The 26,998-nt window shown below is 71.9% G+C and carries 27 protein-coding genes; 6 read left to right on the top strand and 21 right to left on the bottom strand.

Annotation, left to right across the window (positions count from 1 at the left end):
- Positions 1-10: 10 nt before the first annotated feature.
- The 3 genes from guaB to ACWCPM_RS12710 form a co-directional block, all read right to left on the bottom strand.
- Entirely contained in the window at positions 11-1,513 is a 1,503-nt protein-coding gene (gene guaB / locus ACWCPM_RS12720) for an IMP dehydrogenase (protein ID WP_450976142.1), read from the bottom strand.
- 144 nt (positions 1,514-1,657) lie between these two features.
- A complete protein-coding gene (locus tag ACWCPM_RS12715) occupies positions 1,658-2,245 on the bottom strand; it encodes a sigma-70 family RNA polymerase sigma factor (RefSeq protein WP_450976141.1) in 588 nt (195 codons plus the stop codon).
- Between the two features lie 898 nt (positions 2,246-3,143).
- Positions 3,144-3,755 (bottom strand): response regulator transcription factor, encoded by a 612-nt coding sequence (locus ACWCPM_RS12710; RefSeq protein ID WP_003948568.1) that lies wholly within the window; start codon positions 3,753-3,755, stop codon positions 3,144-3,146.
- Between the two features lie 381 nt (positions 3,756-4,136).
- Here ACWCPM_RS12710 and ACWCPM_RS12705 point away from each other — a divergent pair, with 381 nt between their 5' ends.
- Positions 4,137-4,463: a WhiB family transcriptional regulator gene (locus tag ACWCPM_RS12705; protein WP_450976140.1), complete on the top strand. Its 327-nt coding sequence runs from the start codon at positions 4,137-4,139 to the stop codon at positions 4,461-4,463.
- Between the two features lie 59 nt (positions 4,464-4,522).
- Here the strand turns inward: ACWCPM_RS12705 and ACWCPM_RS12700 are convergent, their stop codons facing one another.
- Positions 4,523-5,419, bottom strand: a complete 897-nt coding sequence (locus ACWCPM_RS12700; RefSeq protein ID WP_450976139.1) for a LysR family transcriptional regulator — start codon at positions 5,417-5,419, stop codon at positions 4,523-4,525.
- A gap of 79 nt (positions 5,420-5,498) precedes the next feature.
- On the opposite strand from ACWCPM_RS12700, the gene ACWCPM_RS12695 reads away from it, so the two are divergent.
- The 3 genes from ACWCPM_RS12695 to ACWCPM_RS12685 all read left to right on the top strand — a co-directional run bounded on the left by ACWCPM_RS12695 (position 5,499) and on the right by ACWCPM_RS12685 (position 7,877).
- Positions 5,499-6,167, top strand: a complete 669-nt coding sequence (locus tag ACWCPM_RS12695; RefSeq protein WP_450976138.1) for an MOSC domain-containing protein — start codon at positions 5,499-5,501, stop codon at positions 6,165-6,167.
- An 82-nt stretch (positions 6,168-6,249) separates the two neighbouring features.
- Positions 6,250-7,023 (top strand): SDR family NAD(P)-dependent oxidoreductase, encoded by a 774-nt coding sequence (locus tag ACWCPM_RS12690; protein ID WP_450976137.1) that lies wholly within the window; start codon positions 6,250-6,252, stop codon positions 7,021-7,023.
- Between the two features lie 146 nt (positions 7,024-7,169).
- Positions 7,170-7,877 (top strand): ester cyclase, encoded by a 708-nt coding sequence (locus ACWCPM_RS12685; protein WP_450976136.1) that lies wholly within the window; start codon positions 7,170-7,172, stop codon positions 7,875-7,877.
- Between the two features lie 95 nt (positions 7,878-7,972).
- Here the strand turns inward: ACWCPM_RS12685 and groL are convergent, their stop codons facing one another.
- The 4 genes from groL to ACWCPM_RS12665 form a co-directional block, all read right to left on the bottom strand.
- Positions 7,973-9,595, bottom strand: coding sequence for a chaperonin GroEL (groL, locus tag ACWCPM_RS12680; RefSeq protein WP_450976135.1), 1,623 nt, complete (start codon positions 9,593-9,595; stop codon positions 7,973-7,975).
- Positions 9,596-9,711: 116 nt separating this feature from the next.
- The gene (gene groES, locus ACWCPM_RS12675; protein WP_087927613.1) at positions 9,712-10,020 is read right to left on the bottom strand and encodes a co-chaperone GroES; all 309 of its coding nucleotides are present in this window, start codon (positions 10,018-10,020) and stop codon (positions 9,712-9,714) included.
- Positions 10,021-10,225: 205 nt separating this feature from the next.
- Entirely contained in the window at positions 10,226-11,020 is a 795-nt protein-coding gene (locus tag ACWCPM_RS12670; RefSeq protein ID WP_450976248.1) for a polysaccharide deacetylase family protein, read from the bottom strand.
- Positions 11,020-11,874, bottom strand: coding sequence for a polysaccharide deacetylase family protein (locus ACWCPM_RS12665; RefSeq protein WP_450976134.1), 855 nt, complete (start codon positions 11,872-11,874; stop codon positions 11,020-11,022). The genes ACWCPM_RS12670 and ACWCPM_RS12665 overlap by 1 nt, the downstream gene beginning before the upstream one ends.
- 156 nt (positions 11,875-12,030) lie before the next feature.
- Between ACWCPM_RS12665 and ACWCPM_RS12660 the strand changes: the two genes are divergently transcribed.
- The gene (locus tag ACWCPM_RS12660) at positions 12,031-13,194 is read left to right on the top strand and encodes a THUMP-like domain-containing protein (RefSeq protein WP_450976133.1); all 1,164 of its coding nucleotides are present in this window, start codon (positions 12,031-12,033) and stop codon (positions 13,192-13,194) included.
- A gap of 94 nt (positions 13,195-13,288) precedes the next feature.
- Here ACWCPM_RS12660 and ACWCPM_RS12655 read toward each other — a convergent pair whose 3' ends face one another.
- From ACWCPM_RS12655 to tsaB, 5 genes are all read right to left on the bottom strand, one after another.
- Positions 13,289-14,347: an LCP family protein gene (locus tag ACWCPM_RS12655; RefSeq protein WP_450976247.1), complete on the bottom strand. Its 1,059-nt coding sequence runs from the start codon at positions 14,345-14,347 to the stop codon at positions 13,289-13,291.
- 157 nt (positions 14,348-14,504) lie between these two features.
- Entirely contained in the window at positions 14,505-14,762 is a 258-nt protein-coding gene (locus ACWCPM_RS12650) for a hypothetical protein (protein ID WP_450976132.1), read from the bottom strand.
- Positions 14,763-14,778: 16 nt separating this feature from the next.
- Positions 14,779-15,864 (bottom strand): tRNA (adenosine(37)-N6)-threonylcarbamoyltransferase complex transferase subunit TsaD, encoded by a 1,086-nt coding sequence (tsaD, locus tag ACWCPM_RS12645; RefSeq protein ID WP_450976131.1) that lies wholly within the window; start codon positions 15,862-15,864, stop codon positions 14,779-14,781.
- Positions 15,857-16,366 (bottom strand): ribosomal protein S18-alanine N-acetyltransferase, encoded by a 510-nt coding sequence (gene rimI, locus ACWCPM_RS12640; protein WP_450976246.1) that lies wholly within the window; start codon positions 16,364-16,366, stop codon positions 15,857-15,859. Before rimI ends, tsaD begins: the two co-directional genes overlap by 8 nt.
- A 5-nt stretch (positions 16,367-16,371) precedes the next feature.
- Positions 16,372-17,025, bottom strand: a complete 654-nt coding sequence (gene tsaB / locus ACWCPM_RS12635; RefSeq protein ID WP_450976130.1) for a tRNA (adenosine(37)-N6)-threonylcarbamoyltransferase complex dimerization subunit type 1 TsaB — start codon at positions 17,023-17,025, stop codon at positions 16,372-16,374.
- 176 nt (positions 17,026-17,201) lie between these two features.
- Here tsaB and ACWCPM_RS12630 point away from each other — a divergent pair, with 176 nt between their 5' ends.
- Positions 17,202-17,762 (top strand): hypothetical protein, encoded by a 561-nt coding sequence (locus ACWCPM_RS12630; protein ID WP_450976129.1) that lies wholly within the window; start codon positions 17,202-17,204, stop codon positions 17,760-17,762.
- Between the two features lie 36 nt (positions 17,763-17,798).
- Here ACWCPM_RS12630 and ACWCPM_RS12625 read toward each other — a convergent pair whose 3' ends face one another.
- The 8 genes from ACWCPM_RS12625 to glmS form a co-directional block, all read right to left on the bottom strand.
- Positions 17,799-17,966: a hypothetical protein gene (locus tag ACWCPM_RS12625; protein ID WP_450976128.1), complete on the bottom strand. Its 168-nt coding sequence runs from the start codon at positions 17,964-17,966 to the stop codon at positions 17,799-17,801.
- 329 nt (positions 17,967-18,295) lie between these two features.
- The gene (gene tsaE, locus ACWCPM_RS12620) at positions 18,296-18,808 is read right to left on the bottom strand and encodes a tRNA (adenosine(37)-N6)-threonylcarbamoyltransferase complex ATPase subunit type 1 TsaE (RefSeq protein WP_450976127.1); all 513 of its coding nucleotides are present in this window, start codon (positions 18,806-18,808) and stop codon (positions 18,296-18,298) included.
- Complete coding sequence (locus tag ACWCPM_RS12615) at positions 18,774-20,021, bottom strand: alpha/beta fold hydrolase (protein WP_450976126.1); 1,248 nt, start codon at positions 20,019-20,021, stop codon at positions 18,774-18,776. The genes tsaE and ACWCPM_RS12615 overlap by 35 nt, the downstream gene beginning before the upstream one ends.
- An 83-nt stretch (positions 20,022-20,104) precedes the next feature.
- The gene (gene alr / locus ACWCPM_RS12610) at positions 20,105-21,343 is read right to left on the bottom strand and encodes an alanine racemase (RefSeq protein WP_450976125.1); all 1,239 of its coding nucleotides are present in this window, start codon (positions 21,341-21,343) and stop codon (positions 20,105-20,107) included.
- 198 nt (positions 21,344-21,541) lie between these two features.
- Positions 21,542-22,981 carry an NAD(P)H-hydrate dehydratase gene (locus ACWCPM_RS12605; protein WP_450976124.1) on the bottom strand — a complete coding sequence of 480 codons (1,440 nt, stop codon included), beginning with the start codon at positions 22,979-22,981 and terminating at the stop codon, positions 21,542-21,544.
- Positions 22,982-23,180: 199 nt separating this feature from the next.
- Positions 23,181-23,552 (bottom strand): holo-ACP synthase, encoded by a 372-nt coding sequence (locus tag ACWCPM_RS12600; protein ID WP_450976123.1) that lies wholly within the window; start codon positions 23,550-23,552, stop codon positions 23,181-23,183.
- Positions 23,553-23,775: 223 nt separating this feature from the next.
- Positions 23,776-23,946, bottom strand: coding sequence for a hydrophobic protein (locus ACWCPM_RS12595; RefSeq protein WP_450976122.1), 171 nt, complete (start codon positions 23,944-23,946; stop codon positions 23,776-23,778).
- Between the two features lie 573 nt (positions 23,947-24,519).
- Positions 24,520-26,367, bottom strand: a complete 1,848-nt coding sequence (gene glmS / locus ACWCPM_RS12590) for a glutamine--fructose-6-phosphate transaminase (isomerizing) (RefSeq protein WP_450976121.1) — start codon at positions 26,365-26,367, stop codon at positions 24,520-24,522.
- Positions 26,368-26,998: the final 631 nt, after the last annotated feature.

The raw sequence follows: 26,998 nt of genomic DNA, 5'->3' as shown, positions 1-26,998 counted from the left end.
CGTGTGCGTGTCACTTGCTGCTGTAGTTCGGCGCCTCGACCGTCATCTGGATGTCGTGCGGGTGGCTCTCCTTGAGGCCCGCCGAGGTGATCCGGACGAAGCGGCCCTTGGACTCCATCTCGGCGATGGTGGCGGCACCCACGTAGCCCATGGTCTGGCGCAGGCCGCCCACGAGCTGGTGCAGGACGTTCGCCAGCGGGCCGCGGTAGGGCACCTGGCCCTCGACGCCCTCGGGGACGAGCTTGTCGTCGGAGGCGACCTCCGCCTGGAAGTAGCGGTCCTTCGAGTACGACCTGCCCTGGCCGCGGGACTGCATGGCGCCGAGCGAGCCCATGCCGCGGTACGACTTGAACTGCTTGCCGTTGATGAACAGCAGCTCGCCGGGCGACTCCTCACAGCCCGCGAGGAGGCTGCCGAGCATCACGGTGTCGGCGCCGGCGGCCAGCGCCTTGCCGATGTCGCCGGAGTACTGCAGGCCGCCGTCGCCGATCAGCGGGATGCCCGCCGCACGGGCCGCGAGCGACGCCTCGTAGATGGCGGTGACCTGCGGGACGCCGATGCCCGCCACCACGCGCGTGGTGCAGATCGAGCCCGGGCCCACACCCACCTTGATGCCGTCGACCCCGGCGTCGATCAGGGCCTGCGCGCCGTCGCGGGTGGCGACGTTGCCGCCGATCACATCGACGTCCACACTCGACTTGATCTTCGCCATCCAGCTCAGGGCGTTGCTGTTGTGGCCGTGCGAGGTGTCGACGACCAGGAAGTCGACTCCGGCGGCGGCCAGCGCCTGGGCGCGCTCCAGCGCCTCGGGGCTGGCACCCACGGCGGCACCGACGAGCAGCCGGCCCTCGGCGTCCTTGGCGGCGTTCGGGTACTTCTCCGCCTTGACGAAGTCCTTGACCGTGATCAGGCCCTTGAGCACGCCCGCGTCGTCGACCAGCGGCAGCTTCTCGATCTTGTGGCGGCGCAGCAGCTCCATGGCCTCCTGGCCCGAGATGCCCACCTTGCCGGTCACCAGCGGCATCGGCGTCATGACCTCGCGCACCTGGCGGTCACGGTCGCTCTCGAAGGCCATGTCGCGGTTGGTGACGATGCCCAGCAGCCGGCCGGCCGGGTCGGTGACGGGGACACCGCTGATGCGGAACTTGGCGCACAGCGCGTCCGCCTCCCCGAGCGTGGCCTCCGGGTGCACGGTGATCGGGTCGGTGACCATTCCCGACTCGGAGCGCTTCACCAGGTCGACCTGGCTGACCTGGTCCTCGACGGACAGGTTGCGGTGCAGTACACCGACGCCGCCCAGACGGGCCATCGCGATCGCCATGCGCGACTCGGTGACCTTGTCCATGGCGGCGGACAGGAGCGGGATGTTGACCCGGACGTTGCGGGAGATGCGGGACGAGGTGTCGACCGCGCCCGGCAGCACGTCGGACGCGCCCGGCAGCAGCAGCACGTCGTCGTAGGTCAGCCCGAGGGTCGCGAATTTTCCGGGCACTCCGTCGACGTTGGCAGTCATGACACCTTCCCCAAATGGCCTTGCTCGGTGCGGATGTCCATGCTAACGGGAAGCGGAGCCGTCACATTCCACGGTTGCGGACACCCCAGGGCTTCGTATGTTCGTACGGAAGTCCGCTCGCGCGTGTTCATCCGCCCGGCCCGTCTACTGTTCGGCGAGCGCCCGCAGTCTGCTGAGCGCGCGGTGCTGGGCCACCCGGACCGCGCCTGGTGACATTCCCAACATCTGACCCGTCTCCTCCGCCGTGAGGCCCACGGCGATACGCAGCACCAGCAGCTCGCGCTGGTTCTCCGGCAGGTTGGCCAGCAGTTTCTTGGCCCACTCGGCATCACTGCTGAGCAGCGCCCGCTCCTCGGGACCGAGTGAGTCGTCCGGCCGCTCGGGCATCTCGTCGGAGGGGACCGCGGTCGAGCCGGGGTGGCGCATGGCCGCCCGCTGCAGATCGGCGACCTTGTGCGCGGCGATGGCGAAGACGAATGCCTCGAAGGGGCGTCCGGTGTCCCGGTAGCGCGGCAGCGCGAGCAGGACGGCGACGCAGACCTCCTGGGCCAGGTCCTCCACGAAGTGGCGCGCGTCCCCCGGCAGGCGGGAGAGCCGGGTGCGGCAGTAGCGCAGCGCCAGGGGGTGCACATGGGCGAGCAGATCATGCGTGGCCTGCTCGTCCCCGTCGACCGCGAGGTGGACGAGCGCACCGATCGCCCCTGGGGCTGTGGCCGCCTCGTCGTCACGCATCGGTCCATGGTGCCCTGCGGCCGGACGGCCTGCGGCACTGCCTCCGTTGTTGTGCACCGAAGCGTTATGAGTAGGTGCGCCGGAAGTCATCCCCTGCGCCCTCCCCTTCCGCTCGACCGACTCGTCCCCGAGGAACTCCACACCTTCAAGGATGCGGCATCCGCGCCGAAACGAGCAGCGCCCGTCCTGCGGACCGGCCCTCCGCGACCGTCGTACGCGCGGGGTCCGCCCCCGCCCGGTACCCCGGCACGACCCCTGTGACCACGTACGACAGCACTCCGGGCGACGCGTTCGACCGGACGCCGGAGACCCGCCGACCGCACGACGAAATCCGTCGCCCGCCGGGCGTGCGCGCAGGCACATGCCCGCCCCGAGCACACGATGCGCGTCCGGCGCGCCGTCGCTCCGGAAGCGCGCCGGGCGCGGACCCGGCGCGCGATCCACGCGCTCACGCGCCCCGCGCACGGACCAGAGGCCGCCGTCGCGCCGACCTGCCGGTCGGGCAACCTGGCGGCAGCCGCGCCCGAACGACGCGAGCAGCGACAGCAGCCCGAGCGACCGGAGCAGCGACAGCAGCCGGAGAACGGCCCATCGGCCGCCGAAGTACCAGGGCACCCGGCGCCCGCACCACAGGCCGCCGAAGAACCAGAGCACCCCGCGCCCGCACCACAGGCCGCCGAGGAATCCGAGCGTCCGGCCCGCAGGCCGTCGCACACCGGGACCTCCACGCGCCCTGCGCGCGGGCCCGAAGCCGTCGGTCCCCGGACGCGCCCGGTGCGGGTGGCGTCGTGCGGCCGGCCGTCGTCGACGGACCGGCAGGGAGGTACCCCCATCGTGTCGCCTCCTCCCCCACCGGAGCGGGGGCTCGTCCGACCGCCCCCGCTCACCGGGACAGCCGTCAGCGCACCAGGCCCCAGCGGAAGCCGAGCGCCACCGCGTGTGCGCGGTCCGAGGCGCCGAGCTTCTTGAACAGACGGCGTGCGTGGGTCTTGACCGTGTCCTCGGAGAGGAACAGCTCACGGCCGATCTCCGCGTTGGAGCGGCCGTGACTCATGCCCTCCAGCACCTGGATCTCCCGCGCAGTGAGCGTCGGGGCGGCACCCATCTCGGCGGACCGCAGCCGCCGCGGGGCGAGCCGCCAGGTCGGGTCGGCGAGCGCCTGCGTCACCGTGGCGCGCAACTCCGCCCGCGAGGCGTCCTTGTGCAGGTAACCCCGGGCGCCGGCGGCGACCGCGAGGGCCACGCCGTCGAGGTCCTCGGCGACGGTGAGCATGATGATGCGCGCACCGGGGTCGGCGGACAGCAGCCGCCGCACCGTCTCGACGCCGCCCAGTCCGGGCATGCGTACGTCCATCAGAATCAGGTCCGAGCGGTCGGCACCCCAGCGGCGGAGGACTTCCTCGCCGTTGGCCGCCGTCGTCACGCGCTCGACACCGGGCACGGTCGCGACCGCGCGGCGGAGCGCCTCTCGGGCAAGCGGGGAGTCGTCGCAGACGAGGACGGAAGTCATGGCCGCCCTCCGCAGCTGATGCGCGTCACCTTGAGCCTCCAGGCTGGTACGAAATCGTCACCTGTGCGGTCGACCGTCTCGGACGCCTGCCCGAGCGCTTGTGTTTTCAACCGCCTCCGCACTCTCAACGACGGTCACTCGAAAGAGTTACGGGGCTGTGTGCCGTCTTCGGCACTCTACGTGAGGGTGCGGACACGCTGCAGACACGCACAGGGGACCTGCAACCTTTCATCACAACCCGTGCCCCATTTAGACCCATTTCTTCCCATCTGCTGGTGTCTGAGGCTAGATTCGCAATGAGTCATATTTTCATCTCCTTAGATCGTAGATGTACGGTCGTGGGCACCGTATCCGCTCAGAACGGCTACAAGGGGTCACACAATGGCAGATTTCTCCCGCCTTCCCGGACCGAACGCGGACCTGTGGGACTGGCAGCTCCTCGCCGCCTGTCGCGGGGTCGACAGTTCGCTCTTCTTCCACCCGGAGGGTGAGCGCGGGGCGGCGCGGAGCGCTCGCGAGAACTCGGCCAAAGAGGTCTGTATGAGGTGCCCCGTCCGCGCCCAGTGCGCGGCTCACGCCCTCGCGGTGCGCGAGCCGTACGGCGTGTGGGGCGGCCTGACCGAGGACGAACGCGAGGAGCTCATGGGAAGGGCCCGCCACCGGCTGGTGCCGGCGTCGACGGGCGGCAGCGCGACTTCGAACAACTGAAGGAACGTTTCTCCAGATGGAGCACGTCCGGGCGTGTCCCCGACCTCCGGCGTGCGCGGCTAGCGGGTGGCCGCCCGCGCCAGCTGATCCAGCGTCGCCCGCACGGCCGGCACCTGCGCCAGATCGGGCAGCGTCAGCGCGACGATCTCCCGCCGCACCGCCGGTTCCAGCGTCACCGCCCGCGCCCCCCGGGGCCGTACGGACTCGATCGCCAGTTGTGGCAGCACCGCCACTCCGAGCCCGGCGCCGACGAGGCCCACGACCGCCGGATAGTCGTCGGTCGCGAAGTCGATGCGCGGCGTGAAGCCGGCCTCCGCGCACACCTCGATCAACTGACCGCGGCAGCGTGGACAGCCGGCGATCCACGGCTCGTCGACGAGTTCACCGATGGCGACGGAACGTGAGCGCGCGAGCGGGTGCCGTTCGGGCACCAGCGCCACCAGTCTGTCGCTCAGCAGCGGTCGCGCGACCAGGTCGTCCCATTCCTCGGCACCGGCCGCGCCCTCGTAACGGAAGGCGAGCGCGACGTCGCAGTCGCCGGCCCGCAGCTTGTCGACGGACTGCGGCGGCTCGGCCTCCTCCAGGGAGACCCGGGTGCCCGGGTGCTCGGCGCGCAGGGCGGCGAGGGCGGTCGGCACGAGCGTGGAGCTGCCGCTGGGGAAGGAGACCAGCCGAACCCGCCCGGCACGCAGCCCGGCGATCGCGGCGACCTCCTCCTCGGCCGCGGTGAGCCCGGCGAGGATGCCCGAGGCATGGCGTACGAGCGCCTCGCCGGCCTCGGTCAGCCGCATCTCCCGCCCGGTGCGCACCAGCAGGGGCGTACCGACGGAGGTCTCCAGCGCCTTCATCTGCTGACTGACGGCGGGTTGCGTGCAGCCGAGCTCGCGCCCCGCGGCGGAGAAGGAGCCGGTGGCGGCGACGGCGCGCAGGACGCGCAGATGACGGGCCTCGATCACCCTTCGAGCATAAGCGAGCCTTGGGTACCACGCCGAATAGTGCGTCGACACTTTGGCTTTTGTCGCCTACCGTTCCGCCATGAGGCTTCTGTCTGTGAACCTGGGCCGCGCGAAGACCGTCACCTACACGGACCACCCCCAGGGACTGACCGGCATCGACAAACGCCCGGTCGACAAGCCCGTGCGCGTGGCGGCCCCCGGCCCCAAGGGCGTGGGGGCGGGCGGACTGGCCGGGGACGCGGTGTGCCACACCCGCCACCACGGCGGGGACGACCAGGCCGTGTACGCGATGGCCCGCGAGGACCTCGACGAGTGGGAGCGCGAACTGGGGCGCCCGCTGACCAACGGCTGCTTCGGCGAGAACCTCACGACATCGGGCCTCGATGTCTCGGGGGCGCTGATCGGCGAGCGCTGGCGGATCGGGCGCGAGGTGCTGCTGGAGATCACCTCGCCGCGGATCCCCTGCCGGACCTTCCAGGGCCATCTCGACGAACGGGGATGGATGAAGCGGTTCACCCGGCGGGCGGCTCCGGGGGCCTATCTGCGGGTGCTGGAGCCCGGTGAGATCCGTGCCGGCGACCCGGTCGAGATCGTGCACCGGCCGGCCCACGAGGTGACCGTCGCGCTGACGTTCCGCGCGGCGACGACGGAGCGGACGCTGCTGCCGCGGCTGCTGGAGGCGGGCGCGGCCCTGCACCCGGAGTTGCTGGCCAAGGCGAGCGGGTACGCGGCGCTCCAGGACTCCTGACCGCAGGTCACGAGGGCATAACTGGCGAAAGCTTCACGATCCGCCGCCGTGTTGGCGCACGCCGGGTCACTACCCTTGGGCCATGACAACGGCTCTGATCACTGGATCGACCGCGGGAATCGGCGCCGCGTTCGCGCGGCGGCTGGCGGCGGACGGGCACAACCTCGTCCTGGTGGCCCGCGACACCGAACGCCTCCGCGAGCAGGCGACCGAACTGCACGACGGGCACGGCATCGAGGCCGAGGTCCTCACCGCCGACCTGGCGACCGACGCCGGCATCGAGGCGGTCGCCGCGCGTCTCGCCGACCGCAGGAACCCCGTCGATCTCCTGATCAACAACGCCGGTTTCGGCAACAAGGGCCGTTTTCTCGACGTCTCCATGGCGGACGAGCTGAAGATGCTCAAGGTGCACTGCGAGGCCGTCCTCCGGCTGACGGCGGCGGCGACCGAGGCGATGCGGGAGCGGGGACGCGGCGGCGTCGTGAACGTCGCCTCGGTCGCGGCCTTCCTGCCGCGCGGCACCTACGGCGCGTCCAAGGCGTGGGTCGTCCAGTTCACCCAGGGCGTGGCCCGCGACCTGGCGGGCACGGGTGTACGGCTGATGGCGCTGTGCCCCGGCTTCGTCCGCACCGAGTTCCACCAGCGGGCCGGCATGGGCACGGACAACATTCCGGGCTGGATGTGGCTCGACGCGGACAAGCTGGTGGCCGCCGCCCTCGCGGACCTGGCCCGCGGCAGGACCGTCTCGGTCCCGGACCCCCGCTACAAGGCCCTGATGGGCGTGGTGAAGATGGCGCCGCGCGGACTGCTCGGCGGCGTCAGCTCGCGGGCGGGACGCAAGTACGGGCCTCAGTAAACGGGCGTCACCCGCGCTCCGGCGCGGTCACGGGGCCGTCGCCGCTCGGTGGCGGCCGGTCGCCCGCCGGTGCCCAGGGCGCCGCGCGAGCCCGGTGGGACAATGGAGCCGTGCACCCGGACCCAGGGGGGACGGGAGGCGGGGCCATGACATTCGTGCAGGTCATCGACTGCAAGACCACCCGGTTCCAGGAGCTGGACCGGTTGATGGACGCCTGGGTCGAGCAGACCAAGGGCAAACGGACCGCGACGCACAGTCTGATCGGGAAGGACCGGGGCGACGCGTCGCACTTCATCGAGATCGTGGAGTTCCCGTCGTACGAGGAGGCGATGCGCAATTCGACCCTCCCGGAGACCGACCGGATCTTCCGGGAGATGGCCGCCCTGTGCGACGGGACGCCGACCTTCACCGATCTGGACGTGGTCCGCGACGAGCAGTTGTCCAGCGCCACCGTCCGGCGCTTCTTCGACCTGGCGGGGACGTCCGGGGAGCTGCCGCCGCTCGACGAGGTGATGACGGAGCACTATCGCGGCCATGACCCCGCGAACGAGCGGGACACCATCGGGATGGACCACGTCCGGCGCGAGATGCGGGTCTGGCGGGACGGTTTCGACTTCGCGTTCAGCGTCGAGGATCTGATCGCCGAGGGCGACCGGGTGTGCGCCCGCTGGTTCTGGAGGGGCACGCACACGGGCGAGTTCCTGGGGATCGCGGCCACCGGGAAGGACGTCACCATGACGGGGACCCCGGTCTTCCGGTGCGGCGCGGACGGCAGGCTCGCCGAGGGGTGGTGGGAGTACGACCGGCTGGGACTGATGGAACAGCTGGGCGTCTTCGAGGAGATGGAGCGCTAGGGCAGGCCGGCCGCAGAGCGGCAGCGAGACCCGCGAGGGGAAACAGGGAGGCCCGGCACCCATCGGGTGCCGGGCCTCACCTGGTGCGGCTGAGGTCAGTGCGAGTGACCGTGGCCGTGGCCCGCGGCCTCCGGCTCCTCTTCCTTCTTCTCGACGACCAGGGTCTCGGTCGTGAGCAGCAGGGAGGCGATGGAGGCGGCGTTCTCCAGGGCGGAGCGGGTGACCTTGACCGGGTCGATGACGCCGGACTTGACCAGGTCGCCGTACTCACCGGTGGCGGCGTTGTAACCGCTGCCCTTCTCCAGCTCGGCGACCTTGGAGACGATGACGTAGCCCTCCAGGCCGGCGTTCTCGGCGATCCAGCGCAGCGGCTCGACGGCGGCGCGGCGGACGACGGCGACACCGGTGGCCTCGTCACCCTCCTTGCCGAGGTTGTCGTCCAGCACCTTCACGGCGTGGACGAGCGCGGAGCCACCACCGGAGACGATGCCCTCCTCGACCGCGGCGCGGGTCGCGGAGATGGCGTCCTCCAGACGGTGCTTCTTCTCCTTCAGCTCCACCTCGGTGGCGGCGCCGACCTTGATGACGCACACGCCGCCGGCCAGCTTCGCGAGGCGCTCCTGGAGCTTCTCGCGGTCCCAGTCGGAGTCCGTGGCCTCGATCTCGGCCTTGATCTGCCCGATCCGGCCCTCGACGTCCGCCTTGCTGCCGGCACCGTCGACGATCGTGGTGTCGTCCTTGGCGACGGTGACGCGGCGGGCGCTGCCGAGGATGTCCAGACCGACCTGGTCGAGCTTGAGGCCGACCTCCTCGGAGATGACCGTGGCGCCGGTGAGGACGGCCATGTCCTGGAGCATCGCCTTACGGCGGTCGCCGAAGCCGGGTGCCTTGACGGCGGTGGCGTTGAAGGTGCCGCGGATCTTGTTCACGACGAGCGTGGAGAGGGCCTCGCCCTCGACGTCCTCGGCGATGATCAGCAGCGGCTTCGAGGCGTTGCTCTGGATGATCTTCTCCAGCAGCGGCAGCAGGTCCGCGATCGCGGAGATCTTGCCCTGGTGGATGAGGATGTACGGGTCGTCGAGGACGGCCTCCATACGCTCCTGGTCCGTCACGAAGTACGGCGACAGGTAGCCCTTGTCGAAGGCCATGCCCTCGGTGAAGTCCAGCTCCAGGCCGAAGGTGTTGGACTCCTCGACGGTGATGACACCGTCCTTGCCGACCTTGTCCATCGCCTCGGCGATCAGCTCGCCGACCTGCTGGTCCTGGGCGGACAGTGCGGCGACGGCGGCGATGTCGGACTTCTCGTCGATCGGGCGGGCGGAGGCCAGCAGCTCGTCGGAGACGGCCTTGACCGCGGCGTCGATGCCCTTCTTCAGGGCGGCCGGGGAGGCGCCGGCGGCGACGTTCCGCAGGCCCTCGCGGACCAGCGCCTGGGCCAGGACGGTCGCGGTGGTCGTACCGTCACCCGCGATGTCGTTGGTCTTGGTCGCCACCTCCTTCACCAGCTGGGCGCCGAGGTTCTCGAACGGGTCCTCGACCTCGACCTCGCGGGCGATGGTGACGCCGTCGTTGGTGATGGTGGGGGCGCCGAACTTCTTGTCGATGACGACGTTGCGGCCACGGGGGCCGATCGTCACCTTCACCGTGTCGGCGAGCTTGTTGACGCCGCGCTCGAGGGCGCGACGGGCGTCCTCGTCGAACTTCAGGATCTTCGCCATGGCAGCGGGAGCCCTCTCGGAAAGTCTGCGGTAAACGAACTGCGCCCCGGGCGCCCGGCTTCGTTAACGGTCGCGGGGGCCAGGGGCGCAGCTCACAACGGTGTGCTGTGGGTGAACTACTTCTCGATGATCGCGAGCACGTCGCGAGCCGAGAGGACGAGGTACTCCTCGCCGTTGTACTTCACCTCGGTGCCGCCGTACTTGCTGTACAGGACGACGTCGCCGACGGAGACGTCGAGCGGAAGGCGGTTGCCCTCCTCGAAGCGGCCCGGGCCCACGGCCAGGACGACGCCCTCCTGGGGCTTCTCCTTGGCGGTGTCCGGAATGACCAGGCCAGAGGCGGTGGTCTGCTCGGCGTCGAGCGGCTGGACCACGATGCGGTCCTCGAGCGGCTTGATGGCAACCTTGGAGCTGGTGGTCGTCACGATCCGACCTCCCCCTTCGGAGATCTCACGGGGTTAACTGTCTGAGGTGGCGACCAGGTGGATCCGTCGTCGCGGGTGCCGGACCTGCCCGTCGCTGTGTTGGCACTCTCCAGTGGGGAGTGCCAGAGCCGAGACTATGACTGCGATTAGCACTCGGTCAAGCGGAGTGCCAATCGGCCGCGGCGCGTCGCCCGGTGCCGCCCCCTCAGAGGTAGTCCTCCAGCCGTCCCACCGTCAGCCCCGCCTCCTGGATGCGGCGGAGCAGGCGGGTCGTGCGGTCGCGGAGCATGGGCTCGGGGGTCTCGGTCGAGGGGAGCGAGACGATGTCGCCGGGACGCAGCCGGGCGGCGCCCTTCGTGAAGGTGAGGTCGGCCGCGCCCATCGTGGCGCGCCACAGGACGATCGCCTTGATGCCGCAGTCCGCGGCGGCCTTCCGGGTCGTCGTGTCGTACGTGCCGTACGGCGGGCGGAACAGGTGCGGGCGGACGCCGAAGCGGGCGCGGAGCTTCTGCTGCTGGCCGCAGATCTCGGCGCGCTGCCCGGCGTACGGCAGTCCGCGCAGGGCGGCGTGGTCGAGGGTGTGGTTCTGGACGCTCGCGCCGACCGAGCGGAGCCGCGCGAAGTGGCCGTACCCGGGGCCGACGACGCTGTCGGTGAGGAACATGCTGACCGGCAGGCGCAGTTCGCGGACCATGTCGACGAAGCGCGGATCCTTCTCGGCGCCGTCGTCGAAGGTGAGGAAGACGACCTTGCGGGCGGTCGGGATGCGGTCGAGGACCGGGGCGAGCCCGTCCACCGGCCGGGCGGGGTGACGTTCGGGCGGGGGCGGCGGGGAGAGCGGCGCGGACAGCCCCCAGCGGCGGTGGGGCGCGGGCTCCGAGGCGGCCGAGCCGGGTGCCGCCCCCACCTCCGCGGACCGCCCGTGCGAACCGTCGGGCAGGGCGCAGCCGGCGAGCAGGGCCAGCAGCACCGCGGCCCCGGCCGTCCACCCGCGCCGAATCACAGGTAGTCCTCCAGGCGGCCCACCGCGTAGCCCTTCGCCGTGACCTTGTCGAGGAAGACCCGGATCATGTCGGGCATCTCGCCCGCCCAGTCGTCGGCGCCCCGGAAGTGGCTGAGGACGATGTCGCCGGGGTGGATGTCCCGGTCCCACTCGCGGTAGTCCCAGCGGTCGACGAAGACCTCCTCGTTCCACAGCGGGACATGCGTGACACCGCACTCCTTGGCGGCGTGCAGGGTGTCGGAGTTGTAGTTGCCGTAGGGCGGGCGGAACAGGAGCGGGCGCTTGCCGTAGCGCTCCTCGATGACGTCCTGCATCCCGCAGATCTCGCGCTTCTGCTCGTCGTAGGAGAGACCGGGCAGGTAGGGGTGGTTGAGGGTGTGGTTGTTCAGGGTGACGCCCTTGGCCTGCATCTGCCGGAAGTAGCCGTAGTCCTCGCTCACCAGGTAGTCGCTGAGGAAGGCGGTGTAGGGGATCTTCAGGTCGCTCATCATCCGCAGGAACCCGGGGTCCTTCTCGGCGCCGTCGTCGATGGTGAGGAAGACGACCTTCTCCTTGGTGGGGACGGTGGTGAAGACGGGCGGAAGTCCCTGCTCCTCGTGCCCGTCCACCTCGAAGCCTTCGCGGGTGGCGATCGCCGGCTTTCGCGCGGGCGGTTCCGGTGCCCTCAGCGGGGTCTCCTTCAGGCCCCAGCGCTGCGCGGCGGCGACGCGGGCGGCCTGCTCGGCGCGGAGCTTGGCGGCATAGCCGTCCAGGGCGCGGGCCGGGGGCGCCTTCAGGGGCGGCGGCGCCTCGGCGCTCCGGGTGCAGCCCGAGGCGAGGGCAGCGGCGGTGAGTACGGCGACCCCCGCCATGGTCGTCGTGGCCCTCCGGCGACGGCCATTCGGCCCTTTTTTGTCATTTTGTACTACTAGTTCCATGGAGCCGGATCCTCCCAGGCCCCGGTCCCGAACCCCCGCTGACACCGCCGCCGGAGGCGGACCATCCACCGACTGGCCGACAATGTCCCGGTGAACGACCTCGCCCCTCTCCTCACCCCCGAAGGCCGTGCCCTCCTCGACGAGGTGCGCGGCACCGACCCCGCCCAGGAACTCGCCGTCGCCACCCGGCTGCGCCGCGACCACCCTGCCGACCTGGTGTCGGCGGCGCTCGGCCAGGCGCGGCTGCGGCAGCGGGCCGTGGCCAAGTTCGGGGCGGCGGACGCGGAACGGATGTACTTCACGCCGAACGGGGTCGAGCAGTCGACACGGGCGAGCGTGGCGGCGTACCGGGCACAGCGGTTCGGCGAGCTGGGAGTGACCTCCGTGGCCGACCTGTGCTGCGGGATCGGCGGGGACGCGATCGCCCTCGCCCGCGCCGGGATCCGCGTCCTCGCCGTGGACCGCGACCCGCTGACCGCCGCCGTCGCGCGGGCGAACGCCGAGGTGCTGGGCCTGGACGGGCTGATCGAGGTGCGTGAGGCGGACGTCACGGAGGTGGACGTCTGCGCGTACGACGCGGTCTTCGTGGACCCGGCGCGCCGCGGCGGGCGGGGGCGGATCTTCGACCCGGAGTCCTACTCGCCGCCCCTGTCCTGGGCGGTCCGGGCGGCCGGGACCGCGCCGCACGCCGCCCTCAAGGTCGCGCCCGGCATCCCGCACGAGGCGGTACCGGGCGCCGCCGAGGCGGAGTGGATCTCGGACGGCGGGGACGTGAAGGAGGCGGTGCTGTGGTTCGGCACCGAGCCCGGCCTGGTGCGCGCCACGCTGCTCCCCGGCCCGCGCGCCCTCCGCTCCCGCGGCCTGCCGAATCCGGCGGTCCGCCCCGTCGGGCGCTATCTGTACGAGCCCGACGGCGCCGTCGTCCGCGCCCACCTGGTCGCCGAGGTGGCCGCCGAGGTCGCAGGCGGGCTGATCGACGAGACCATCGCGTACGTCACCTCCGACGAGGCGCATCGGACGCCGTACGCCTCCGCCTACGAGATCACGGACCGACTGCCCTTCAACGTCAAGAGGTTGAAGGCCCTTCTGCGGGAGCGGGAGGTCGGCATCCTGACCGTGAAGAAGCGGGGCTCGGCGGTCGAGCCGGAGGAACTCCGCAAGAAGGTGAAGCCACAGGGCCCGCACTCCGCGACGGTGTTCCTGACCCGCGTCGCGGGAGCTCCGACGATGCTCATCGGCCACCCGGTGAACTGACCGGCGCCCTCAGGACGCGACCGCCCTCAGAACGCGATGGGACCCGGTCAATCGAACGGGTGTTCACGCCCGGGTCCGGCGGGCGGGGTCCGCACTACCGCAGCGACTCCCACAGCTCCTCCGCCTCCGGCTCGTCGGCCACCACCCGGTTCGGGTCCGAGGCCGCCGGGAGGACCGGCATCATCACCGTCTCCATGGCGTGCGCCGAGAGGTCCCGCAGGCTCTCCCCGAACCCCACGAGCTCGGACAGCGAGTCGAGACCGGTGTCGGTGGTCAGGCCCCCGGTCACCGCGTCCGCGACCTCGTACAGCCGGGTCGGGTCGGAGAGCAGGCTGGTCGACGCGATCTGCTCCAGCAGCGCCTTCACCAGATCCTGCTGAAGCCCTATGCGGCCCAGATCGCTGCCGTCGCCGATGCCGTGCCGGGTCCGGGCCAGGGCCAGGGCCTGCTCACCGTCGAGGTGATGGGTGCCGGCCGTCAGGTTCAGACGACTGTCCTCGTCGTCGATGTCCTCGTCTGTGGTGACCGTGACGCCGCCGAGCGCGTCCACCAGCCTGGCGAAACCGGCGAAGTCGATCTCGACGTAGTGGTCCATCCGGACGCCGGTCATCGACTCCACGGTCTTCACCGCGCACACCGGACCACCCAGTTCGTACGCGCTGTTGAACATGACGCCCTGAGCCTCGCCCGACTCGCCGCCGGACTCCAGCGGGCAGGACGGGCGGGTGACCAGGGTGTCGCGCGGAATACTGACCACGGTGGCCTCCGTGCGCCCGGCACCGAGGTGCACGACCATCGCCGTGTCGGACCGGGCACCCGCGCTGTCACCGCCCCCGAGGGCCTTGTTCTCGGCGCCGTCGCGCGAGTCCGAGCCCAGCACCAGGACGTTCAGCGCCTCCTGGGGCGGCGCCGCGGCGGACGGGGACGAGGAGGGCGCCGGCTTCGCCGGGCGGTCGTCGCCGAGGGCGCTGTTGATGTCGACACTCGTGATGTTGTCGTTCAGGTGCCGGTAGACCCAGCCCGCCCCGGCGCCCCCGAGCACCACCACGCCGGCGAGCACGAGGCCCGCGGCCTTCAGCGCCCCGCGCCGTCCGCCCCTCGGGCCCTCGTGCCCGCCCCCGCCATGCTCCGTCAAGTGTCCCGTCACGGACAGGAACGTACGTCCGAATTATGACGAGCGGGTGCGCGAACCCTCTTTTCTTCGGAAAATCTAAGACTTCTCTAGCGCTCGGCGACCCGGAGGTCCCGGCGCCGTCCGTACCGCCGCGCAGGGCCCCGCCACGTGCCGGGACGGCCGCCGTGCCCCGCCCTCACTCCTCGTCCACCGACTCGAACCGCCACCGGTGCACCGCCCGCATGACCAACTCGGCGTCCGGCTCCGGCAGTTCCGGGAGGGCGGCGTCATGGGCCGCGTCCCACCACGTGATGACGAGGACCCGGTCCTGGGGTGCGCGGAAGGTCTCCCGGCGGAGCGGACCGGGGGCGAGGACCTGTGCGCGTGCCCACGCCAGCAGTTCCTCGCCCTTACCGGGCACCGCCCGCGCCTCCCACATCAACGCCACCGTCACGAGTGGAGGTCCCCCTTCACGAGTAGAGGTTCTCCTTGCTGACCTCGTGCACATGGTCGTGCCCGGGCACGTGCGGGTCCGTCACCGGCAGCGACGAGTCCGCCGACAGGTCCCAGCTCGACGCGGGCCGGTTGCGCGCGACCATCTCCGCGCCGAGCGCCGCGACCATCGCACCGTTGTCGGTGCACAGCTTGGGCCGGGGCACCCGCAGCCGGATGCCGGCCGCCTCGCACCGCTGAGCCGCCAGCGCCCGCAGCCGGGAGTTGGCGGCGACGCCGCCGCCGATCATCAGATGGTCGACGCCCTCGTCACGGCAGGCCCGCACGGCCTTGCGGGTCAGCACGTCGACGACCGCCTCCTGGAAGGACGCCGCCACGTCACGCACCGGCACCTCCTCCCCGGCCGCCCGCCTGGCCTCGATCCAGCGGGCCACGGCCGTCTTCAGACCGGAGAAGGAGAAGTCGTACGCCGCGTCGCGCGGGCCGGTCAGACCGCGCGGGAAGCTGATCGCGTCCGGGTCGCCCTCGCGCGCGTAGCGGTCGATGACCGGACCGCCGGGGAAGCCCAGGTTCAGCACCCGGGCGATCTTGTCGAACGCCTCGCCGGCCGCGTCGTCGATGGTGGCGCCCAGCGGCCGTACGTCGGAGGTGATGTCGCTGGACAGCAGCAGCGAGGAGTGGCCGCCGGACACCAGCAGCGCCATCGTCGGCTCGGGCAGCGCCCCGTGCTCCAACTGGTCGACGCAGATGTGCGAGGCCAGGTGGTTGACGCCGTAGAGCGGCTTGCCGAGCGCGTACGCGTAGGCCTTCGCCGCCGAGACGCCGACCAGCAGGGCTCCCGCCAGTCCCGGACCGGCCGTCACCGCGATGCCGTCCAGGTCCTTCGCGCTGACCCCCGCCTCCTTCAGCGCCCGCTCGACGGTCGGGATCATCGCCTCCAGGTGCGCGCGGGAGGCGACCTCGGGCACCACGCCGCCGAAGCGGGCGTGCTCGTCGACGCTGGAGGCGACGGCGTCCGCCAGCAGGGTGGTGCCGCGGACGACGCCGACGCCGGTCTCGTCGCAGGAGGTCTCGATCCCCAGGACCAGGGGTTCGTCAGCCATGTCGGATCTCGGTTCCTTGTACGGAGGTTGCAGGGTCGGTCAGGCGCATCACCAGGGCGTCGACGTTGCCGGGCTGGTAGTAGCCGCGCCGGAAACCGATCGCCTCGAAGCCGAAGCGCTCGTAGAGCTTGCGGGCACGGATGTTGTCGACCCGGCATTCGAGCATCACCTCGGTGCACTCGAACGCGGTCGCCGCCCGCAGCAGTTCGGTCAGCAACCGCCCGCCGAGGCCGGTACCCCAGTACGCGCGGGCGACCGCGATCGTCTGGACGTCGGCGATGTCGCCGGCGGCGGCGAGCCCGGCGTATCCGGCGATCCGCTCGCCGTCCTGGGCGACGAAGTACCGCCGGGTCGCCCCGGGACCCCGGGCGTGGGCGAGCTCGGACCAGAACATGCCCCGCGACCAGGCGTCGTCGGGGAACAGGTCCCGCTCCAGCTCCAGCATGGGATCGAGGTCCCACCAGCGCATCTCCCGCAGCACGGGCGTCACGGGCTCGGTCACCTCGGTCACTTGGGGGTGACCACCTTGTAGTTCTTGGGCACCTGCGCGTCCGGCCGGCGCAGGTACAGCGGCCGGGCCGGCGGCAGTTCCTCGCCCCTGTCCAGCCGCTCGACGGCCAGCCGGGCGAGCGCGGCGGCCGAGACGTGCTCGGGCTCGTGCGCGACCGGGAAGGCGTCCGGGTACAGCAGCGCGCCCGCGCCGACCGCGGGCAGGCCCGCGACCTCGGCGGCGATGTCGGCGGGCCGGTCGACGGCCGGGTCGGTGACGCGGGTACGGGAGTCGTCGTAGCGCGCCCAGTAGACCTCCTTGCGCCGGGCGTCGGTCGCCACGACGAAGGGGCCCTCCATGTCGGCCGCGAAGGCGAGCCCGTCCAGCGTGCACACGCCGTGGACGGGGACCCCGAGCGCGAGCCCGAAGGTGTCGGCCGTCATCAGCCCGACGCGCAGCCCGGTGTAGGGCCCGGGACCGATGCCTACGACGATCCCGGTGACGGCGTCGAGTTTCAGCCCGGTGTCGGCCAGGACGCGGTCGACGGCCGGCAGGAGCAGCTCACCGTGCCGGCGGGCGTCCACCTGGCTCGACGAGGCGATGACGTCCGTGCCGTCGTGCAGGGCGACGGTCACGGCGGGGGTGGCGGTATCCAGAGCGAGCAAGAGCACGCATTCAGCGTACGGCTCCTTGTGGCCGGGGGCGGACGCGATGGCGCCGGTCGTGCTCACGGGCTCCGACACGGTGTCCGGTCGCGGGCTCGGCCGCCCGGTTCGATCCACTCCGTACTGCTACCGTCACCAACGGTAATCACAAGCCAGGAACAGGGACGCGGAAGGTGGGCGCCGTGGCCAGCACCAGCGCCGGAATCGTGACCGGGCTGACGGCGGCCGCCCTCACGGCGGTCGGATTCCTCGCCTACCAGGCGGCGGCGACCGTTCCCGCGGAGCTGAGCGCGTCGCCGGACGGCCTCGGCGGGACGCCCGCGGCCGCGGCGTCCAAGGCCCCTCGCGACAAACGGCACCCCACCGCCCTGCCCGGCGGCTCCGGCGCCGGTGAACGGGTCGTGTACTCACTCGACGACGACAGGGTCTGGCTGGTCGGGCCCCGCGACCGCGTCCAGCGCACGTTCAGGGTCGTGCCCAGCCCGGTCGACCCGGCGCCGGGCGTCTACGCGGTGACCTCCCGCTCGGGCGAGACCACCGGCTCCGACGGCACCGAGGTCGAACACGTGGTCCGCTTCGCCAGCGTGGACGATGTGGTCATCGGCTTCAGCGCGGCGGTCGACGGTTCGACCGCGCCTCCCGACCCGGCGGCGCGGACCGGGGGCATCAGGGAGACGCAGGAGGACGGCGACGCGATGTGGATGTTCGCGACGATCGGCCAGAAGGTCGTCGTCATCCGCTAGCAGACTCCGTCAGGCGTGTGACGGCGCCGTCGTGCGCTACGCGGCCTCGCGGTGGTCCGCACCCCGCCGGGGGGCCTGCGGCTCCGGCGTGCGCGGCGGAGTGGAGATCGCCTTCGCGGCGGCACAGGAGGCCAGCAGATCCCGCATGGGGACGCCTGCGGGCACGAGGGGGCGCGGCTGCGGCGTGCGGTCCGTGGTCGACATGGACGCCTCCTGAGGGCGGGGGCGGAGCCGGCCGGTGCAACTTAGGTACACCTAACCAGCGACTGGGTACCATGTGACCACGTACGGGACATCGGACGCAATATCTTGCCGACGTCTTGTCGGAATGTTCATGCGACTGAACGCCACTGAATGCGGCCGCATTCAGTCACATGGGATCGGAAACGGTCACACACTCGGCCGGGATCGGAAACGGTCCGCACTCGCGCGGGCTCGGGAACGGTCCCGCACTCGCGCAGAATCGGAAACGGTCCCGCACTCGCAGGCTCGGACAGATCACGCCGTCGCGCGGGCCGGGCTTGTGCGCGGGGTCACGCGGACAGCGACTCCAGGTCCACCGGCGCCCAGCGCTCGCCCAGGCCCGTCAGCGTCACGTGCCGCACCTCGTCCGTCGTGTCGCCCACGGCCCGGTGCAGGGTGACCTGCAGCCGGTCCTCGGTCAGCTCCTCGACCTTGCCCTCGCCCCACTCCACCACGACCACGGACGCGGGCAGCGAGACGTCGAGGTCGAGGTCCTCCATCTCGTCCAGCCCGCCGCCCAGGCGGTACGCGTCGACGTGGACGAGCGGCGGCCCGTCCCCGAGGGACGGATGCACGCGGGCGATGACGAACGTCGGCGAGGTCACCGCCCCGCGCACGCCGAGCCCCTCACCGAGCCCCCGGGTCAGCATGGTCTTGCCCGCGCCGAGTTCGCCGCTGAGCATGACCAGGTCCCCGGCGCGCAACAGCTTGGCGAGCCGGCGGCCGAGGTCGAGCATCTGCTCGGGCGAGTGGACGATCAGCTCGGTCTCAGCCGGGTTGTGCGGTGCCGCTGGTGCTTCCATAGCCACCCACGGTAGCCCCTGCGGGCACGGCACCCACGCGCGTGAGCAGGTCGGCGAGCCGGTCCGTGACCACCTCCGGATGCTCCAGCATCACCAGGTGCCCGGCGTCGGGCACGAGGACCAGTTCCGCGTCGGGCAGCAGACCGGCGATGGCCTCACTGTGCTCGCTCGGCGTGACGAGGTCCTTGAGCCCGGCCAGCACCAGCACCGGCAGATCCGCGAAGTGGGCGAGCGCCTCGGTCTTGTCGTGGTCGGTGAACGCCGGATAGAACTCGGCGACGACGTCGATGGGCGTGCCCTCGATCATCCGCTCGGCGAACCGGGCCACGGCCGGGTCGATGTCCCGGCCGGCGAACGAGTACCGCTTGATGATCCCGGCGAACAGGTCGGCGACCGCCCGCCGCCCCCTCTCCACCAGCTCCGCCTGCTGCCCCAGCGCCCGCAGCACGCCGGGCAGCACCCGCCGCACCGCGTTGACCCCGGCCACGGGCAGCCCGAAGTTCACCTCGCCGAGCTTTCCCGACGACGTGCCGACGAGCGCGACCGCGACGACCCGGTCCCGGATCAGCTCGGGGTACTGCGCGGCCAGGGCCATCATCGTCATACCGCCCATGGAGTGACCGACCAGCACGATCGGGCCCTCGGGCACGGCCGCGTCGATCACGGCCCTCAGATCGCGGCCGAGCTGGTCGATGGTGACCGGCGCGCCGTCCTCGGCCTGCGCCGCCCCGCGCCCGGACCGGCCGTGGCTGCGCTGGTCCCAGTGCACGGTCCGTACGACTCCGCGCAGCGCCGCTCGCTGGAAGTGCCAGGAGTCCTGGTTGAGGCAGTAGCCGTGGCTGAAGACGACGGTGACGGGCGCGGGCGCCTTGCGTCCGAAGAGCCGGCGGCGCCGTGGTGTGACGGCCGCCTCGGACGCCACCTCGTCCACCTCGTAGTACAGCTCGGTGCCGTCGTCCCCCTCGGCGCGGCCGGGGGTGCCGCGCAGCGCGCCGTACGGCCCCGTCGAGTCGAGGGCGAGCCGGGCCTTCTTCCGCATGCCGCGGCCGACGGTCATCCGCTCTATCGCGACGCCGGCGGCCGCGCCCGCGGCGATCACACCTATGGCGGCGCCGGCCACACCGGTCACCTTGCGCCAGTTTCCGGCCACCCCCGTGGCGGAAGCGACGGCCGCGGCGGCGTCGGCGACGCCCTCCGCCCTGCTCTCGCTCACGTACCGCTCCTCTTCACCGGATCTGTTCTGTCACGCCGGTCCTGGTCCTGCTGCTTGCGGGCCCCGCCTTGTTCCCCGTTCACCTACCCCTGAGGGGCTGCTCCCGGACGAGCGGTTTCCGGCCGAGCACTTTCCGGCCGGTCCGCCGACGTCTCCTCGTCGACGTAGACGCGCGGAACGCGTGTTCCGATGCGGGTCACGATCTCGTACGCGATGGTTCCCGCCGCCTGCGCCCAGTCCTCGGCGGTGGGCTCGCCCCGGTCGCCGGGGCCGAACAGCACCGCCTCCGCGCCCACCGGCGGCTCGTCCCCGCCGAGGTCGACGACGAACTGGTCCATCGCGATCCGTCCCGCGACGGTCCGCCACTTCCCGCCGATCAGTACCGGACCGGTCCCCGAGGCGTGCCGCGGGATGCCGTCGGCGTAACCGAGCGGGACGAGGCCGAGGGTGGTGTCGCCGGGTGTGGTGTACCCATGGCCGTAACTGACCCCGTGCCCTCCGGGCACCTGCTTGACCAGCGCCAGCGACGCCGACAGCGTCATCACCGGCCGCAGCCCGAAGTCGGCCGGCGTGCCGATCTCGGGGCTGGGCGAGATGCCGTAGAGCGCGATCCCCGTGCGCACGAGGTCGAAGTGGGACTCGGGAAGCGTGAGCGTGGCGGGCGAGTTGGCGATGTGCCGCACCTCGGGGCGGACGCCCTCCCCCTCGGCGTACGACACCATCTCCCGGAAGCAGCCGAGCTGGACGGCGATGGAGGGGTGCCCCGGTTCGTCGGCGCACGCGAAGTGCGACCACAGTCCCGTGATCCGGACGAGCCCCTCGGCCTCCGCCCGCACCGCCGCCGCGACGAGTTCGGCCCAGTCGTCGCCGGGCTGGCACCCGTTGCGCCCCAGTCCGGTGTCGGCCTTGAGCTGCACACGCGCGGGGCGCCCCGCCTGCCGGGCGGCGTCGATGACCTCGCGCAGGGCCCACATACCGCTCAGCGAGACGTCGATGTCGGCCTCGACGGCAGCGCGCCAGGGCCCGCCGGGCGTCCACAGCCAGCACATGATCCGGACGTCCGCCGGGATGCCCTCGGCCGCGCGCAGCGCCAGGGCCTCCTCGGGCGTGGCGGTACCCAGCCAGCCCGCCCCGGCCGCCACCGCGGCCCGCGCGCACGGCAGCGCGCCGTGCCCGTACGCCTCTGACTTCACCACGGCCATCAGGGCGGCGCCGGGCGCATGGGCGCGCAGCGTCCGCACGTTGGCGCGCAGCGCGCCAAGATCGATCTCGGCCCGACCGCGCAACGGGGCGGTGCTCGGCAACTGTGGAGTGGTACTCATCGCGCCCAGTCTCTCAGAGCGATCGGACATCCCTTCGACCCCGACCCCGGCGGCCGGGGCGCGCCATCACCCCGCCCGACGGGGTCGAGGGCGGCGCTCCGCCCCCGCTCCTCCCGACCCGCCGGCACCCCGGCTCACGGGCTCCGGCCCCGCTTCTCCCGGGCTGCCGGCACTCCGGCTCAAGGGAGGGGCCGCCGCTCAATCGCGACGCACATCCCGCCAGGCCCCCGGGATCGCCTCCGCAACATCGAGCGCACCCACCGGCGCGCCGTCGGCCGCGAGCCTCCCGGCCAGCCCGTGCAGGTACGCCCCGACGCTCCCCGCGTCCCGCGCCGTGAGCCCGGCCGCGAGCAACGAGCCCGTCAGGCCCGAGAGCACGTCGCCGCTCCCGGCGGTGGCCAGCCAGCCCGTCCCGGTCGCGTTCACCCGAACGGGGACTCCGCCGCCGGCGTCGGCCACCAGCGTCGTCGAGCCCTTCAGCAGCACCGTCGCCCCGTACCGCCCCGCCAACTCCCGTACCGCGCCGAGCCGGGCGCCCTCGACCTCCTCCCGGCTCACTCCCAGCAACGCCGCCGCCTCGCCCGCGTGCGGGGTCATCAACGTCGGCGCGCTCCGCCCCCGCACCGCACCGGCCTCCGCCAACCGCAGCCCGTCGGCGTCCACCAGCACCGGCACGTCGGTGCCCAACACCTCGGCGACCGCGCCCGCGTCGTCCCCGGCTCCCGGCCCCACGACCCAGGCCTGCACGCGCCCCGCCCGCCGCGGCCCCTCGTCCGACACCAGCGTCTCGGGGAAGCGGGCGATCACCGCGTCCGCGGCGGGCCCCACGTACCGCACTGCTCCCGCGCCTCCCCGCAACGCCCCGGCGACGGCCAGCACGGCGGCGCCCGGATACCGGGCCGAGCCCGCGGCGATCCCGACGACCCCCCGCCGGTACTTGTCGCTCTCAGGGGCCGGCACCGGCAGCAGCGCGGCCACCTCCGCGTGCTGCAGGGCCTCCAACCCGGCGCTCCCGGCAGGGGGCTCCAGCCCGATGTCGACGAGCCGCACCGACCCGGCGTACTCCCGCGCGGGATCCACCAGCAACCCGGGCTTGTGCGTACCGAACGTCACCGTCAGATCAGCCCGGACGGCCGCACCCCGCACCTCCCCGGTGTCGGCGTCGACCCCGCTCGGCAGGTCGACGGCCACCACGGCCGCCCGCGCCCGGGCGGCGGCCTCCGCGAGCGGCACCGCCTCGGCCCGCAGTCCGCCCTTGCCCCCGATGCCCACGATCCCGTCGACCACGAGATCGGCCCGCTCGATCAGCTCTCCGGCCCCGTCGACCCCGGCGACGACGCCACCGGCCCTCCGCAGCGCCGCGAGCCCGCCCGGGTGCGCCCGTTCCGGCGACAGCAACACGGCCGTCACTCCCGCGCCCCGCCGGGCCAACCGCGCCCCGGCGTGGAGCGCGTCGCCCCCGTTGTCCCCGCTGCCGACCAGCAGCACCACGCGGCTCCCGTACACCCGCCCCAGCAGATCCGCGCAGGCGACGGCGAGCCCGGCCGCCGCCCGCTGCATCAACGTCCCTTCGGGGAGCCGCGCCATCAGCTCCCGCTCGGCCGCCCGAACCGTCTCCACGCTGTACGCAGTACGCATACGCCCGAGTCTCCCGCACACCACCGCCACCGGCGCACCCAAGGACGGCCCCGGCCAGACACCCGACACCCCCGCGCTCCGCCCCGCTCCGCTCCGCTCCGGGAGCCTCACCCCGCCATGGTCCGGCCGAATCCCCAACCCACCCTCAACCCGACCCGAGAGTCCCACCCTCCCGCGCCCTCCGCCCTCACCCGAGAGCTCACCCCTCCGCGATGACCACGGCGGAAGCCACACCGGCGTCATGACTGAGCGACACATGCCAGGCCCGCACGCCGAGCTCCGCCGCCCGGGCCGCCACCGTCCCCACCACCCGAAGGCGTGGCTGCCCGCTCTCCTCGACGTACACCTCGGCGTCGGTCCAGTGCAGCCCCGCCGGCGCGCCGAGCGCCTTGGCGACCGCCTCCTTCGCCGCGAACCGCGCCGCCAGCGAGGCGATGCCCCGGCGTTCCCCGCTCGGCAGCAGCAACTCGCTCCGCAGGAACAGCCGCTCGGCCAGCGCGGGCGTACGCTCCAGCGACGCCCGGAAACGATCGATCTCGGCCACGTCGATCCCGACCCCGATGATGCTCATGCCGAGCACCCTAAGCGTGAGGCCGGGCGCCGGCCTGGAGGCGCTGGTTCCCTTGCGCACCGGCGCCCGGTGCGACGCGGCTGCCCTCCCGGCCGGAAGCGATGCCCGATTTCACACATTCCACGCACTCCGCGCCCCCGTAGGTCACATCACCGGACCGGACGCACGAAGGGCCCGGTCGAGGACCGGGCCCTTCGTGTCGGCGTTCGCGCGCCGGAGCGCGCTACCAGCGGTACCAGCGGCCCTTCCGCCCACCCGCACCCGCGGGCCGGACCAGGAAGCCCAGCAACCACAGCACGATCACGATGATCGCGATCCACCACAGCGCCTTCAGCGCGAAGCCCGCACCGAAGAGGATCAGGGCCAGAAGAAGAACAAGAAGAAGGGGAACCATGTCTATCAACCTCCAGAACGACGAGTTCCCCGCTCCCGACCGAACAAGCACCGCAATATCGATTGTTTGACCCTCGCCGTAGTGGCAACCCGAACATCACCGAACGCCGTGACGACGTCGGGATGTAAGACCTCCTGACTGACAGCCAGAAGGCGAAGGCCAAGGCGGAGCAGCTGACGGGCATGGCCAGGCAGGCCAGGGGCGGCATGTTCGGCAACCGCCGCACGCACGGGGCGGACCGCTCGAAACGCGCCCACGGCGACGCACGCCTGGCCTGGGAGAAGGCGAAAAACGCTTTCCGCCACTGACCCCGGAAGGGACGCCGGGACAGGGGCGGGAATGGGTGCGGACCTCCTTTTCATCGGGGGCCCGCACCCATTCCCGCCCCCTTTCACGCTGTACTCCCTCACGCCGATCCGCATTCCCCCGATTCCCCTCCCGACCCCGCGGACATGCGCGAACACCTCACACCACAAGTGAATGTGACGGTGTGCCTGTCCCTCCACCGCGTGCCGACCTCACCATCGACGGCAGGGCCATGATGGAGCGCTGGGGTCCCTGCCCCTCCCCGCCTCACTCCACCGTCACCGACTTCGCCAGGTTCCGGGGCTGGTCGACGTCATTGCCGCGCGCGGTGGCCAGCTCGCACGCGAACACCTGCAACGGCACCGTCGCCACCAGCGGCTGAAGCAGCGTCGGCGTCACCGGGATCCACACCAGATGGTCGGCGTACGGCACCACCGCCTCGTCGCCCTCCTCCGCGATCACGATGGTGCGCGCGCCCCGGGCCCGGATCTCCTGGATGTTGGACACGATCTTGTCGTGGATCAGGGACCGCCCCCGGGGCGAGGGGACGACGACCACCACGGGCAGGTCCTCCTCGATCAGCGCGATCGGCCCGTGCTTGAGCTCGCCCGCCGCGAAGCCCTCGGCGTGCATGTACGCCAGTTCCTTGAGCTTCAGGGCGCCTTCGAGGGCGACCGGGTACAGCACGTGCCGTCCCAGGAACAGCACCGTGTCCTTCGCGGCGAGCGAGCGCGCCAGCTCCCGCACCGGCTCCATGGTCTCCAGGACCCGCTCCACCGCACCCGCGATGTTCGACAGGTCCCGGATCACGTCCTGGACCTCGTCACCCCACTTGGTGCCCCGCACCTGGCCGAGGTACAGCGCGACGAGATAACAGGCCACCAACTGTGTGAGGAACGCCTTGGTGGAGGCCACCGCGACCTCCGGCCCGGCGTGCGTGTACAGCACCGCGTCCGACTCCCGAGGGATCGTCGAGCCGTTGGTGTTGCAGATCGCCAGCACCCTGGAGCCCTGTTCGCGGGCGTGCCGCAGCGCCATCAGGGTGTCCATGGTCTCGCCGGACTGGGAGATGGCGATGACGAGCGTCTGAGGGTCGAGGATCGGATCCCGGTAGCGGAACTCGCTGGCCAGCTCCACCTCGCACGGGACGCGCGTCCAGTGCTCGACGGCGTACTTCGCGATCAGCCCCGCGTGGAAGGCCGTACCGCACGCGACGACGACGACCTTGTCGACCTCCCGCAGCGCCTCGGGGGAGATCCGGACCTCGTCCAGCGTCAGCGAGCCGGACGCGTCGATGCGCCCGAGCAAGGTGTCGGCGACCGCCTTGGGCTGCTCGGAGATCTCCTTGAGCATGAAGTAGTCGTGACCGCCCTTCTCCGCGGCCGACGCGTCCCAGTCGATGTGGTACGACCGCACGTCCGCCGGCCGGCCGTCGAAGCCCGTCACCGTGACACCGCCGCGGCGCAGCTCCACCACCTGGTCCTGCCCCAGCTCGATCGCCGACCGTGTGTGGGCGATGAACGCGGCGACGTCCGAGGCGAGAAACGCCTCGCCGTCCCCCACGCCCACCACCAGCGGTGAGTTCCGCCGCGCCCCCACCACCACGTCCGGCGCGTCCGCGTGCACCGCGACCAGCGTGAACGCCCCCTCCAGCCGGCGGCACACCCGCCGCATCGCCTCCGCGAGGTCCGCGCCCGCCGCGAACTCCTCGGCGAGCAGGTGCGCGACGACCTCGGTGTCGGTCTCGGAGGCCAGGTCGTGGCCACGCTCCGCCAACTCGGCCCGCAGCGAGGCGAAGTTCTCGATGATCCCGTTGTGGACGACGGCGACCCGCCCCGCGTTGTCCAGATGTGGATGCGCGTTGGCATCCGTGGGGCCGCCGTGCGTGGCCCACCGCGTGTGCCCGATCCCCGTGGAGCCGATCGGCAACGGCCGCTCCACCAGCTCCTTCTCGAGGTTGAGCAGCTTCCCGGCCCTCTTCGCCGACTCCAGCCCGCCCTCCGCGAGCACGGCGACACCGGCCGAGTCGTAACCCCGGTACTCCAGCCGCTTCAACCCGGCGGTCACGACCTCGATCGCCGACTGCGACCCCACGTATCCCACGATTCCGCACATGACGGGCAGCCTACGATCCGACGGACGCTCAAAAGTGCTCCCGCGTGCCCGAAATCGGAAATTCCCACGAGAGTACGAACGCGGTCGGACGCCCCGATCCAACCGCCGATATCCAGCCATTCTCGGCAAGCCTCCGCGGGCGACGCCACCGGCGCCCTCCCACAGGAAACACACAGCTAGCCCCACATGTGGACAAGGAGTGAAGACCGCGGCCGGGTTACCGGGCAGTAGCCATGTTCGCGCCAGTCCTCCTCGGCAACCGAAATCACCCCTTGCTACGGCCTGTCGCCCTATGGCTATGGTTACGCCGCGCATGACCGGATCATGACCAGTTCCGTCATCGCGCACGTCATGCGGCGGCCGGGGGAACAGTGCCGTCACGGGGGAAGGTTCGCCATGCCGCTGCCGCGACACCGGCCTGTCGGCGGACGTCTGCTGGAAAGGCGTTTCCCACCACCTCCTCCTGCGGTCACCTCCGCCTGCCTTCGCTCGCTCGCCCGCTCCGAAGGATGACCTCTTGCGTCTCAGACCGGGGTTGCACAACCGTTCCTAAAGACTGAGCGGGAGTGAGTTCTGTTGCCAGAACCCATGCTCAGCCGAACGCCCCGAACGGTGTTGGGCGTTCTGGTCC

The sequence above is a fragment of the Streptomyces sp. NPDC002309 genome, assembly GCF_053593375.1.
The sequence above is the reverse complement of the archived record's forward strand: the minus strand, read 5'-3'. Positions and strand labels throughout refer to the sequence as shown.

What these genes read in the sequence shown, in the direction of transcription:
- guaB (WP_450976142.1), bottom strand. Translation starts at nt 1,513, where the DNA reads ATGACTGCCAACGTCGACGGAGTGCCCGGAAAATTCGCGACCCTCGGG.
- ACWCPM_RS12715 (WP_450976141.1), bottom strand. Translation starts at nt 2,245, where the DNA reads ATGCGTGACGACGAGGCGGCCACAGCCCCAGGGGCGATCGGTGCGCTC.
- ACWCPM_RS12710 (WP_003948568.1), bottom strand. Translation starts at nt 3,755, where the DNA reads ATGACTTCCGTCCTCGTCTGCGACGACTCCCCGCTTGCCCGAGAGGCG.
- ACWCPM_RS12705 (WP_450976140.1), top strand. Translation starts at nt 4,137, where the DNA reads ATGGCAGATTTCTCCCGCCTTCCCGGACCGAACGCGGACCTGTGGGAC.
- ACWCPM_RS12695 (WP_450976138.1), top strand. Translation starts at nt 5,499, where the DNA reads ATGAGGCTTCTGTCTGTGAACCTGGGCCGCGCGAAGACCGTCACCTAC.
- ACWCPM_RS12690 (WP_450976137.1), top strand. Translation starts at nt 6,250, where the DNA reads ATGACAACGGCTCTGATCACTGGATCGACCGCGGGAATCGGCGCCGCG.
- ACWCPM_RS12685 (WP_450976136.1), top strand. Translation starts at nt 7,170, where the DNA reads ATGACATTCGTGCAGGTCATCGACTGCAAGACCACCCGGTTCCAGGAG.
- groL (WP_450976135.1), bottom strand. Translation starts at nt 9,595, where the DNA reads ATGGCGAAGATCCTGAAGTTCGACGAGGACGCCCGTCGCGCCCTCGAG.
- ACWCPM_RS12665 (WP_450976134.1), bottom strand. Translation starts at nt 11,874, where the DNA reads ATGGCGGGGGTCGCCGTACTCACCGCCGCTGCCCTCGCCTCGGGCTGC.
- tsaD (WP_450976131.1), bottom strand. Translation starts at nt 15,864, where the DNA reads ATGGCTGACGAACCCCTGGTCCTGGGGATCGAGACCTCCTGCGACGAG.
- ACWCPM_RS12625 (WP_450976128.1), bottom strand. Translation starts at nt 17,966, where the DNA reads ATGTCGACCACGGACCGCACGCCGCAGCCGCGCCCCCTCGTGCCCGCA.
- tsaE (WP_450976127.1), bottom strand. Translation starts at nt 18,808, where the DNA reads ATGGAAGCACCAGCGGCACCGCACAACCCGGCTGAGACCGAGCTGATC.
- alr (WP_450976125.1), bottom strand. Translation starts at nt 21,343, where the DNA reads ATGAGTACCACTCCACAGTTGCCGAGCACCGCCCCGTTGCGCGGTCGG.
- ACWCPM_RS12605 (WP_450976124.1), bottom strand. Translation starts at nt 22,981, where the DNA reads ATGCGTACTGCGTACAGCGTGGAGACGGTTCGGGCGGCCGAGCGGGAG.
- ACWCPM_RS12600 (WP_450976123.1), bottom strand. Translation starts at nt 23,552, where the DNA reads ATGAGCATCATCGGGGTCGGGATCGACGTGGCCGAGATCGATCGTTTC.
- ACWCPM_RS12595 (WP_450976122.1), bottom strand. Translation starts at nt 23,946, where the DNA reads ATGGTTCCCCTTCTTCTTGTTCTTCTTCTGGCCCTGATCCTCTTCGGT.
- glmS (WP_450976121.1), bottom strand. Translation starts at nt 26,367, where the DNA reads ATGTGCGGAATCGTGGGATACGTGGGGTCGCAGTCGGCGATCGAGGTC.